Below are 9,245 nucleotides of genomic sequence, written 5' to 3' on the forward strand. Positions count from 1 at the left end.
GGGCCCTCATCGCGCGTGGCAAGGGTGCGGACGATGACCGCGCTGCCGCCTGACGCACGGCGACTCCGGGCGATCCTGGCCTTCATCGAGGACCGGATCGCCGAGAACGAGACCGTGGCCGTCTATCTGCGCCTCCAGCGGGACGCCGTACGGGCGGCGCTGGCGGAGGTCGAAGGCGGAGCCCCGTCCAGGCAGCCCCGCCCCACCCCGGGGCCCGGCCGCCGGTCCGCGGCGCCGCCCCCGTTCACCCCCAACCTCGGCGCGGGGCGGCCCAGAGCCTTCGCGGTCCAGCAGAAACGCACGCCCGACGGCCCGGAACCCGCGGTGATCCACACGGACGACTGCACGATGATCGAGGGCACCGCCCACCCCATCAGGCCCCACGAGGCCCGCGTCGCCCTCACCGATCCCCACATCGAACCGTGCGCGTTCTGCCGCCCGGACAGCGAATTGGGGATCTTGGAGTAGCCGGCGCCCGGTGACGAGGGCCGGCCCCCGGATCAGCCCAGCGGGTTGCTGGTGTCGCGCAGGGTGGCCAGGACCGGGGCGTACATCCGGGCCTTGACGATGCCGAGGGTGTCACCGGCCTTGGCCGACTGCGCCTGGGCGATCTCCACGGCCGTGTCCCGTACGGCGTCCTCGGCGACCGCCCGGTCGACGATGCCGGCCGCTTCCGCGTCCGACCCTCCGTAGCGGCGGCCGGTGAGCATGGCCTCGTGCGCGGTCCGCGGCGTCAGCCGGGACTGGATGAGGGCGGCCATGCCGCGCGTGAAGGGGATGTTGATGTCCACCTCGGGCAGACACCAAAAGCCCCGGTCGCCGCGCATCACCCGGAAGTCGTGGGCCAGGGAGAACATCGCGCCGGCCGCGAAGGCGTGCCCCTGCATCGCGGCCACGGTGATCACCGGCAGCGACAGCAGACGGGCGTAGAGCCGGTGGACGGAGACGACGTAGTCCTCGTGCTGCTCGGCGTGCGCGGACAGCCATTCCAGGTCGAGGCCGTTGGAGTAGAACTTGCCGGTCGCGGCGGTCACCAGAGCCCGCGGGCCCTCGGCCTTCTCGACCTCGTCGACCGCGGCGTCGACGGCGGCGAGCCAGTCCGGGTGGAAGCGGTTCTCGCCGTCGCCGAGGTCGAGGACGAAGACGTTGTCCAGGCGTTCGAGCAGGGGCATTGGAGCTCCGTATGTAGGTGATGCAGGGAGTGGTGCAGAGGGAGGTGATGCGGTGGGTGTGCGAGCCGGCCAGGGTGCGCGTGTGCGGTCTACGGCCCCGGTGGCGGGGGCTCCGTCGGGGGCCGGTTGCTCAGGGCGTGCACCAGGAGCTCGTGGATCTCGGCGGCGACGGCCTCCATCGGCGCGATGCTCTGCTGGGCCCGGCACATGATCACCGCGCCCTCCTCCGCGGCGACGACGAGGGCGGCGAGCCGGCGGCTGCGGTCCTCGGGCAGCCGGTGCCGCCGGAACAGCGCCGTGAGCGCGTCCTGCCAGTCGGCGAAGACCGCGCCCGCGGTGTGGGTCAGCTGGGGTGCGTCGTCGTTGGTCTCCACGGCCACCGCCACGACCGGGCAGCCGGCCCTGAAACCGTTGTCCACCAGCCGGTCGCGCCACACCGCGAAGAACCTGTCGATGGCCTCCACCGGATCGTCGGCCTGGGCGGCGGCCTCGATCACGCCGGCCACGAAGTCGCCGGCCAGCGCCACCGCCTCTTCGATCAACTGCGTCCGCCCCCGCGGGAAGTGGTGGTAGACCGAGCCACGAGGGGCTCCGCTGTGGGCGAGCACCCGGTCGATGCTGGTGGCGCTCGCGCCGTACTCACGCAGGAGCGTCACGGTACTGCGGACCATGCGCTCGCGACTGTCGCTCTTACGAGGGCTCACGCATCCACCACCACCTCATGTGCATGCCGCGCCCGTCGGTGGTCCGCGGCCGGTTTCAATCTATGGTCTATGACATAGAACAGGCAAGGCTGTGTCCTGCACGTACATGTGTGGAATGCGAGGCTGGAAGGTGAGGGACGGCCGCCCCCTCCCGGACTCCCCGCCCCACCTCGCCCCCCACCCCGTCACCCCGGTCATCCCGTCATCCCGTCACGGAAGGAGCCGTGCGACATGACATCGACGCTGAGCCACAATGTCTTCGACGCCCCGGAGAAGCCGTTGGTGGGCGACCGGCCCCGCCCCTTCGGGGACACGACGGCCTGGGACCCGATGACGGCGACGCTGATCTACGGCGAGCACGAAGCGGTGCTCGTGGACGCGCTGACGACCGAGGCCGAGGCCGAGGCACTGGCCGCCTGGGTCGCCCTGCACCACCGCGACCTGACGACGATCTACATCACCCACGGCCACCTCGACCACTTCGCCGGCCTGACCGTCCTCAAGCGCCACTTCCCCGCAGCGCGGTGCGTCACGGCACCGGGAGCGGCGGAACTGGCGGCCAAGCAACCGGTAAGCGTCTACCGCAAGTTGCTGCCCGGTCAGCTACCGGCCGCGATCACCCTCCCCGAGGCCTACGACGACGACGTCCTCACCCTGGAGGGCCACGAACTGCGCATCATCGAACAGGGCCACACCGACGCCGTGGACAGCACCTCGCTGCACGTTCCCTCGCTCGACCTCGTCGTCGGCGGCGACGTCCTCTACAACCGGTGCCACCAGTACGTCGCCGAGCTCACCCCCGAGATCCTGGAGAACTGGCTGGCCGCCCTGGACCGCCTGGCCGCACTGAACCCGAAGGTCGCGGTGGCCGGCCACAAGAAGCTGGGTGCTCCGGACACCCCCGAGGCGATCGACTGGACGAAGCGCTACCTCACCGACTTCGCCCAGCTGAAGCAGGAAACCTCCAGCGACGGCGAGCTGTTCGAGGCCATGACGAAGCGGTATCCGGGCTGGGCGGCCCATCAGTCCTGGTTGATGTTCGGGTTCGGCTGAGGTGTGGGGGCGGGGTGCCGGCTGATCTCGCTAGCATCCTCGTCGGCGAAAGGGGACGTCATGGCGCTGGTCCGCAAGGGGGGCACGACGGATCGTCGTCGACGGCACGGACTATCGCTGGTGGCTGAGGGGCCGGCCGACGTACTTCCAGGGGCTCGCCTGGTCGCCGTGCACGTTCGCGGTCGAGGGTGTGGACACCCCGGGCATGACGCTCGTGGTCACCACCGACCAGCCGCATCCGAGCAACTGGGTCGGCCGCGAGGCTGAGCCCGTACTGCCGTCCGGTGTCGCCGCCGCTGTTCGGCTTGCCCTGCGTGAGGGGTGGACTCCGACGGTTCCGGGCCCCGCGTTCCACCTCGACCGCTCCGCCGGCTTCACGCGCTCGTCCTGACGGAGGTTCAGCGCACCGGGAACCCGAACGCGTACCCCTCCTCCTTCAGTCGGGGCAGCAACTGGCGCAGTGCCTCGACCGTTTCGGAGCGGTCGCCTCCCGCGTCGTGGAAGAGGAGGGTCGGGCCGTTGGGCAGTTCGCGTTCGACGGTGGCGACGATGGCGTCCGTGCCCGGCTGCTCGAAGTCCTTGGTGTCCACGTTCCAGCCCAGCGGGCGCATGCCCCGGGAGGCGGCGAGCTTGCGGCTGTAGGGAGTGAAGGCACCGCCGGGCGCGCGGTAGTACATCGGCCGTACGCCTCCGGACGCCTCGGTGATCATGCGCTCGGCGTCGAGGATCTGCTGCGACTGGTACGCCTCGGACTGCTTGTCCATGGTGGTGTCGTGCGACACCGAGTGGTCGCACAGCCGGTGCCCGGCCGCGACGACCTTCTTCACGAGGTCCGGGTGGGCCTGCGCCTGCGTCCCCACCATGCAGAACGTGGCCTTGACGCCGTACTCCCGCAGCACGTCCAGCATTTGGGGCGTCCACACGGGGTCGGGGCCGTCGTCGATGGTGATGTTGACGCCGCGCGCGCCCTTGTCCGAGGCGTGCGCGATGGTCAGGTCGACCGGCTCGACCGCACTGCTCGGCCTGGCCGACGCGGTGGCCTTCGGCGACGAGTCGTCCACCGCACCGGCCTGCGCGGTCCACACCGAGGCACCGGTGGCGAGCACCGTCACCCCGAGTGCCGCCCCGACCAGCTTGCCGTACCAGCCCCGCCCGCCGCCGTGCCGTGCCATGTCCGCCCCGCTCTCGCCCAGTTCCTCGCCGATCCCCGGATCGCCTCGCGACCAACAGGCAGGACGAGGGACGGGCGCCGGGGGATCCGTCCGTTACCGATCACGGACAATTCCGGGGGAGTTCGCGGACAACCGTCGACGCACCCGGCACGCAGCACCACTTGACCTCGCCCCACCGGGTCACCGCCGCTCAGCCCAGCGCGCTCTTGCGCTGCCACTCGGCCCACGACAGATTCCACGCGCCGAAGCCGTTCCCGGGCGCGACCACGCCCTTGGTGTCTTTGCCGGTGATCTCGAACGGGTCGCCCGGCCGCACCTGCGCGTAGAACCAGGCCGCGTCCGCGTCGCTCATCCCTATGCATCCCGAACTCTGGTTGGAATTGCCGAAGTAGCGTGCGTTCCACGGGGCGGCGTGGGCGTACATACCCGACCAGGTCAACCGCATCGAGTGGTCGACCATCTTGTCGTAGGCGTCGGCCAGGCCCACGGTCTCGGAGTTCATGTTGATCGTGCCCTCCTTGGCCATCAGCACGGCGGTTCCCCGCCAGGAGCGCTTGTCGCCGCCGGGCGTGCCGCCGGAGACCGGGATACGGCGGACCGTCTCGCCGTCGCGCACGAGGGCCAGTTGATGGCTGTCGAGGTCGACCTCGACGATCTGCCGGGCGCCGATGGTGAAGGTCGTCGTGTAGTCGCGTACGAACCAGCCGCCCCGCGCACCCGAGTCGGTGCCGTTCAACTCGGCGTTCAGCGTGACCTCGGTGCCGGCCTTCCAGTACGTCCTGGGCCGCCAGTCCACCCGGTCCCGGCCCGACCAGTCGCGTATCCAGCCCCAGGAGCCCTCGGTGTCGTTCGAGGTGGTGATCTTGAGCTGCTTCTCGACCTCGGCCCGGTTCCTGACCGGATGGTCGAAGACCAGGGAGATCGGCTGCGCGATGCCGACCGTCGTCCCGGTGCCCGGCCTCCAGTCGACCTTGTTGACCTTGTCCGCCGGAGCGGTGGTGAAGGCGGCTCTGGTGCTCTTGGCGCTTCCGTCCTCGGTCCGGGTCGCCGCCGTCACCGCGTACGCCGCGCCGGGCACGGCCTTGCGGTCGGAGACCCACGACCGGCCGTCGGCGGCGACCTCGCCGGAGAGCCGGTGGCCCTCGTCGTCGGTGACGGTCACGGAGGTGAGCCTGCCGCCCGAGGCCGTGACCTTCACGGGCTCGCCCGCCGGGACCTGTTCTCCCTCGGGCGTGACGGTCACCTTCACATCGGCGCTCGGCTTCTTCCCGGTGGCCGGGCCGGCGTCGGGGGAACCGCTCGACGAACAGGCCGCGAGCGGCGCCAGCAGGGCGGCCAGCACGAAGCCGTAGGTACGAACGCGTAGGCGGGGCAACGGGACCTCCGGGAGGCGCAGGAACGGGCGATGTCGTGACTGTAGAGCCGGAAAACCCGAGGTCAGCCGCCATGGAGCTGTGTGACGGCGACTGGTGAGGAACGGTCATGGTCCGGTCACATTCGCCGGACGGCGCGGTCATGGACCGCTGTGAGCCTCCTGTCTGTCCCCGCGACCGGACCGGGGAGAAGGAGAGGCTCAGACTGTGTCAGCGCTGCTCGTGCCGCCCAGCCGTACGCCCCGGGCAGACGACCGGGGCTTCGCCCTGCGGACCGTCACCGCTCGGACGTACCGCGCCTTCCTCGCCACCCCCGAGGGCGCGGCGCTCGGCGCCGGTTTCCTCCAGTGCCCTTCCTGGGCCGACGTCAAGGAGGGCTGGCGCGCCCAACTGCTCGGCTGGGGGCCGGACCCGGAGGCGGGCGAACTGACGGGCGTGGCCCTGGTGCTGCTGCGCCAGTTCCCCGGCACCCGCAAGTACTTCGCCTACCTCCCCGAAGGGCCCGTCGCCGACTGGCACGACCCCGACGTCGACGGCTGGCTCGGTCCGCTCCTTGAACACCTGCGCCGCTCCGGGGCCTTCGCCGTACGCATCGGGCCCTCGCCCGCCCACCGGCGCTGGGACGCCGCCCGGCTCAAGCCGTTCACCGGTCCCGGCCGGCGGCTCGTCGACGTCGTCGCCAGCGAGGTCGACCCGCTCGGCACCGCCGTCGCCGAGCGGCTGCGGGCCCGGGGCTGGCGCCGCTGCGGTGGTGACGGGACCGGACGGGAGGGGACCGGAGGGGACGGGGACGCCCAGCCCCGGCACGTCTTCCAGGTGCCGCTCGCGGGACGCACCGAGGCCGAGCTGTGGTCCGGGCTCAACCAGGAGTGGCGCCGCAATGTCCGCCGCGCCCAGAAGGAGGGCGTGGAGGTGGTGGTGGGCGGTGCGGCCGAACTCCCCGAGTTCTACCGGCTGCTGGGCCTGACCGAGCGGCGCGACGGATTCCGGCTGGGCCGCTCGCTCGCCTACTACGAGCGTCAGTACGCGGCGCTCAACGCCGAGCAGCCGGGCCGGATGAAGCTGTACCTCGCCCGGCACCGGGGAGAGATCCTGGCGGCCCACACGATGATCACGGTGGGCCGGCGGGTCTGGTACCAGACCGGCGCCTCGGCCGACCACCGCCGCGAGGTCCGGCCCTCCAACGCCCTGCAATGGCGGATGCTGCGGGACGCCCACGCCCACGCCCTCGGCGCCGACGTCTACGACATGCGCGGGGTACCCTCCACTCTCGATCCAGGCGAACGTGCGTACGGACTGCTGCGCTGGAAGCTCGGCACCGGAGGACAGGTCGTCGAGACGTTGGGGGAATGGGAGAAACCCTTGGGCGGCAGCGCCAACCACACGCTCTACCGCGCCTTCCAGGCGTACCTGAACCGCCGGTGAGGCAAGTGACGGCGCCGGAGACGAGGGCGACCCCGGCGCGCGGCAGTGCCGTCATGGCCGCCGGATCCCTCGTCTCGCGGGCCACCGGCTTCGCCCGTTCCGCCGTGGTCGCGGCGGCGATCGGCACCATCGGCCCGACCGCCGACGGCTACGCGGTCGGCAACGCCCTGCCCACCATCGTCTACGTGCTGCTCCTCGGCGGCGCCCTGAACGCCGTCTTCGTGCCCGAGCTGGTCAGGGCCGCCAAGGAGCACGACGACGGGGGCGCCGCGTACACCGACCGGCTCGTCACCATCTGCGTGGTCGCCCTGCTGGCGATCACCGCGACGGCCGTATGGGCGGCCCCCGCGATCGTCGACGCGTACACCGACTACACCGGCCGACAGGCCGCCATGACCACCGCGTTCGCCCGCTACTGCCTGCCCCAGATCTTCTTCCTCGGGCTGTTCACCCTGCTCGGGCAGATACTCAACGCCCGTGGCCGGTTCGGCGCGATGATGTGGGCGCCGGTGCTCAACAACCTCGTCGTCATGGCCGTGTTCGGCCTGTACCTGGCGATGGCCCTGGGCGGCGGCGGCACCCTCACGGCCACCGAGACCGCCGTGCTCGGCTGGGGCACGACCGCCGGCATCGCCGCCCAGGCCCTCGCCCTGGTCCCCGCCCTGCGCGCGGCCCGCTTCCGCTGGCGGCCACGCTTCGACTGGCGCGGCAGCGGAATGACCCGCCCGCTGCGCTCGGCCGGCTGGCTGGTGCTGCTGGTGCTGGCCAACCAGGCCGCCTACTGGGTCACCACCCGCCTCGCCACGACCGCGGGCCTCGACGGCGGCCCCGGATTCGGCGCGTACAACAACGCCTATGCCCTGTGGGTCGTCCCGCACGGCATCATCACCGTCTCCGTGGTGACCGCGCTGATGCCGCGGATGAGCGCGGCAGCCGCCGACGGGGACACCGCCGCGGTGCGGCGCGACGTCTCGCACGCCCTGCGCGTCTGCGCCTCGGCCGTCGTACCCGCCGCCTGCGCGCTGTTCGCCCTCGGCCGGCCGGTGATGGCCCTCGTCTTCGGATACGGCAGGACCAGCGCCGACGACACCGCCGCCATGGCCGGCATCCTGATGGCCTTCGCGCCGGGACTGGTCGCGCTGTCCGGTCAGTACGTGCTGTCCCGCGCCTTCTACGCGCTCTCCGACACCCGTACGCCGTTCCTGCTGAACCTGGTGATCGTCGCCCTCAACGCGGGACTGTCCCTGGCCGCGGCCCAACTGCTGCCGGCGCGCTGGGCCGTGACCGGCATGGCGGCGGCGTACTCGCTGGCGCTGTGCGTGGGCTGGGCGGTGACCGGCCGGGTGCTGAGCCGCCGACTGTCCGTCGCACGCCCCCTGCGCTCATCCGCCGCCGGCGCTCACGCGAGGCTGTCGCTCGCCGCCGTGCCCGCCACCGTGCTGGGCCATTTCGCCGCCGTGGGAACCGAGTCGGCGGGGGCGGTGGTCTCCATGCTTGCCGGTGCGGCCGCCGTCGTCCTCACTTTCGCCCTGCTCGCCCGTCCGCTGCGGCTGGCCGAACTGGAGACGCTGCTGTCGGGCGTACGCCGGCGCTCGACCCGGACCTGACCATCACCGAGGGAGAACCGCCGATGTCCCGCGTGCTCCTCATCGAGGACGACCCTTCCGTACGCGAGGGGGTCGAACTCGGGCTGCGCCGCCGCGGCCACGAGGTACGGGCGGCCGCGACCGGCGAGGCCGGCCTGGCCGCGATGGCCGAGTTCCGCCCCGATCTGCTGCTGCTGGACCTGATGCTGCCCGGCATGAACGGCGTCCAGGTCTGCCGCCGGGTCCGCGACCGCAGCCAGCTGCCGATCATCATGCTCACCGCGCGCGGCGACGACTTCGACGTGGTCATCGGCCTGGAGGCCGGGGCCGACGACTACATCGTCAAGCCGGCCCGCACCGAGGTGATCGAGGCCCGGATCCGTGCCGTACTGCGCCGCCTGGACGACGGCGGCCAGGGCCGCCCCGCCATCGAGGTCCACGGCGAACTCACCATCGACCGGGTCGGGCTGACCGTCAGCAAGGCCGGCCGGCCGCTGCCGCTCGCTCCCTCGGAGCTCAAGCTCCTGCTCCATCTCTGCGCCGCCCCCGAGCAGGTGTTCAGCCGACAGCAACTGCTGGAGCACGTCTGGGACCACAGCTACCACGCCGACGCCCGGCTGGTCGACGCGTGCGTCGCACGGCTGCGCGGCAAGATCGAGGACGAGGCCGGCCGCCCCCGCTACGTACAGACGCTGCGGGGCTTCGGCTACCGCTTCGGACCGCTGTGATCACCGGCCCCCGGCGGTCCAGGTTCAGGGCG

At 71.9% G+C, this 9,245-nt stretch carries 10 protein-coding genes; 6 read left to right on the forward strand and 4 right to left on the reverse strand.

Features of this window, described 5'->3' with window-relative positions; genetic code table 11:
• Positions 1–33: 33 nt before the first annotated feature.
• Positions 34–468 carry a DUF6233 domain-containing protein gene (locus ACIQWG_RS22475; RefSeq protein WP_404098565.1) on the forward strand — a complete coding sequence of 145 codons (435 nt, stop codon included), beginning with the start codon at positions 34–36 and terminating at the stop codon, positions 466–468.
• 32 nt (positions 469–500) lie between these two features.
• Here ACIQWG_RS22475 and ACIQWG_RS22480 read toward each other — a convergent pair whose 3' ends face one another.
• Together ACIQWG_RS22480 and ACIQWG_RS22485 are read right to left on the reverse strand one after the other, a co-directional pair.
• On the reverse strand, positions 501–1,172 hold the full coding sequence (locus ACIQWG_RS22480; RefSeq protein ID WP_404098567.1) for an enoyl-CoA hydratase-related protein: 672 nt from the start codon (positions 1,170–1,172) through the stop codon (positions 501–503).
• A gap of 89 nt (positions 1,173–1,261) precedes the next feature.
• Positions 1,262–1,876 carry a TetR/AcrR family transcriptional regulator gene (locus ACIQWG_RS22485; RefSeq protein ID WP_404098570.1) on the reverse strand — a complete coding sequence of 205 codons (615 nt, stop codon included), beginning with the start codon at positions 1,874–1,876 and terminating at the stop codon, positions 1,262–1,264.
• Between the two features lie 231 nt (positions 1,877–2,107).
• Between ACIQWG_RS22485 and ACIQWG_RS22490 the strand changes: the two genes are divergently transcribed.
• Together ACIQWG_RS22490 and ACIQWG_RS22495 are read left to right on the forward strand one after the other, a co-directional pair.
• Positions 2,108–2,929 carry an MBL fold metallo-hydrolase gene (locus ACIQWG_RS22490; RefSeq protein ID WP_404098572.1) on the forward strand — a complete coding sequence of 274 codons (822 nt, stop codon included), beginning with the start codon at positions 2,108–2,110 and terminating at the stop codon, positions 2,927–2,929.
• Positions 2,930–3,134: 205 nt separating this feature from the next.
• Positions 3,135–3,320, forward strand: coding sequence for a hypothetical protein (locus ACIQWG_RS22495; RefSeq protein ID WP_404098575.1), 186 nt, complete (start codon positions 3,135–3,137; stop codon positions 3,318–3,320).
• Between the two features lie 7 nt (positions 3,321–3,327).
• Here ACIQWG_RS22495 and ACIQWG_RS22500 read toward each other — a convergent pair whose 3' ends face one another.
• The gene (locus ACIQWG_RS22500; protein WP_404098578.1) at positions 3,328–4,101 is read right to left on the reverse strand and encodes a polysaccharide deacetylase family protein; all 774 of its coding nucleotides are present in this window, start codon (positions 4,099–4,101) and stop codon (positions 3,328–3,330) included.
• Positions 4,102–4,291: 190 nt separating this feature from the next.
• A complete protein-coding gene (locus ACIQWG_RS22505; protein WP_404098581.1) occupies positions 4,292–5,476 on the reverse strand; it encodes an Ig-like domain-containing protein in 1,185 nt (394 codons plus the stop codon).
• A gap of 205 nt (positions 5,477–5,681) precedes the next feature.
• On the opposite strand from ACIQWG_RS22505, the gene ACIQWG_RS22510 reads away from it, so the two are divergent.
• The 3 genes from ACIQWG_RS22510 to ACIQWG_RS22520 are packed head-to-tail and all read left to right on the forward strand — an operon-like array spanning position 5,682 to position 9,213.
• The gene (locus tag ACIQWG_RS22510; protein WP_404098583.1) at positions 5,682–6,899 is read left to right on the forward strand and encodes a lipid II:glycine glycyltransferase FemX; all 1,218 of its coding nucleotides are present in this window, start codon (positions 5,682–5,684) and stop codon (positions 6,897–6,899) included.
• A 53-nt stretch (positions 6,900–6,952) separates the two neighbouring features.
• Positions 6,953–8,506, forward strand: coding sequence for a murein biosynthesis integral membrane protein MurJ (gene murJ / locus ACIQWG_RS22515; protein WP_404098586.1), 1,554 nt, complete (start codon positions 6,953–6,955; stop codon positions 8,504–8,506).
• 23 nt (positions 8,507–8,529) lie between these two features.
• Positions 8,530–9,213, forward strand: coding sequence for a response regulator (locus ACIQWG_RS22520; protein WP_404098589.1), 684 nt, complete (start codon positions 8,530–8,532; stop codon positions 9,211–9,213).
• Positions 9,214–9,245: the final 32 nt, after the last annotated feature.

This window comes from Streptomyces sp. NPDC098781, assembly GCF_044759995.1.
Taxonomy (GTDB): Bacteria; Actinomycetota; Actinomycetes; order Streptomycetales; family Streptomycetaceae; genus Streptomyces.

What these genes read in the sequence shown, in the direction of transcription:
- ACIQWG_RS22475 (WP_404098565.1), top strand. Translation starts at nt 34, where the DNA reads ATGACCGCGCTGCCGCCTGACGCACGGCGACTCCGGGCGATCCTGGCC.
- ACIQWG_RS22480 (WP_404098567.1), bottom strand. Translation starts at nt 1,172, where the DNA reads ATGCCCCTGCTCGAACGCCTGGACAACGTCTTCGTCCTCGACCTCGGC.
- ACIQWG_RS22490 (WP_404098572.1), top strand. Translation starts at nt 2,108, where the DNA reads ATGACATCGACGCTGAGCCACAATGTCTTCGACGCCCCGGAGAAGCCG.
- ACIQWG_RS22495 (WP_404098575.1), top strand. Translation starts at nt 3,135, where the DNA reads ATGACGCTCGTGGTCACCACCGACCAGCCGCATCCGAGCAACTGGGTC.
- ACIQWG_RS22500 (WP_404098578.1), bottom strand. Translation starts at nt 4,101, where the DNA reads ATGGCACGGCACGGCGGCGGGCGGGGCTGGTACGGCAAGCTGGTCGGG.
- murJ (WP_404098586.1), top strand. Translation starts at nt 6,953, where the DNA reads ATGGCCGCCGGATCCCTCGTCTCGCGGGCCACCGGCTTCGCCCGTTCC.
- ACIQWG_RS22520 (WP_404098589.1), top strand. Translation starts at nt 8,530, where the DNA reads ATGTCCCGCGTGCTCCTCATCGAGGACGACCCTTCCGTACGCGAGGGG.